Origin of the sequence: Pseudoflavonifractor sp. 60, assembly GCF_009911645.1 — a bacterium.
Lineage (GTDB): Bacteria > Bacillota > Clostridia > Oscillospirales > Oscillospiraceae > Lawsonibacter.
Genome location: NZ_QWKI01000315.1, coordinates 1 through 685 on the forward strand (window position 1 = coordinate 1; position 685 = coordinate 685).

General features: G+C 67.0%; 1 pseudogene. It reads right to left on the minus strand.

Annotation, left to right across the window (positions count from 1 at the left end):
- Positions 1 to 534, minus strand: a pseudogene (locus D1646_RS22095) (hypothetical protein); the annotation flags it as partial.
- Between the last annotated feature and the right edge of the window lie 151 nt (positions 535 to 685).

The following is a 685-nucleotide window of genomic DNA, read 5'->3' on the forward strand; positions in this document are numbered from 1 at the left end:
CAGGGGGCCGTTGTTCTTCCAGGTCCCCGACACGCCGTCAAAGACGAAGATATCGAAGGGGGCCTCGGTCCCAACCCCGTAGGCGTCCCCAGGCTCAGGGGCCGTCACAGCCGCCTCCAGAGCCGCTTGGGTCTCGTAGTAGCCCAGGATATCCAGCCCCTTCCCCGTCTCGCCACGGGGCCCCCGCGCCCCCACAGGTCCCTCAGGACCGGGAACACCCTGCTCCCCCCGGGGCAGGCCGAAGGTGAGGTGGACCTTGCCCGCCCTGGTGCTCTTGGTGACGCTGGCCTCCTGGCTGGCCTGGGCCTCCACCGTCATCTCTGTAACGGCGCTCACCGCGGAGACGGCCTGGTTGGCTGCCGCCCGGGCCTGGTCCACATAGCTCTGGACCTGTCCCACCACTGCCTGGCGGCCAAACTCCTTAAACTGTGCCCCGGTGACCTTCACCGCCTGGCCCTGCTGCTCCGCCACCAGGAGGGAGTCGTCCTCCAGCTGCTCCGCCTGGGGCAGTGCGCCAATGTTGCTGTCTGCCATAATCAACCTCCTAACGCTGTCACCCGGCTGTCCAGCTGGGTGACCTTGTTGGATATCTCGTCCACTTTTTGGGTCAGCGCCTCCACCCGGCCCGTCAGCGTGGTAATCTGAGCGGCCATCTCCCCCAGGCTCCGGGTGATGAAAGCGCGCA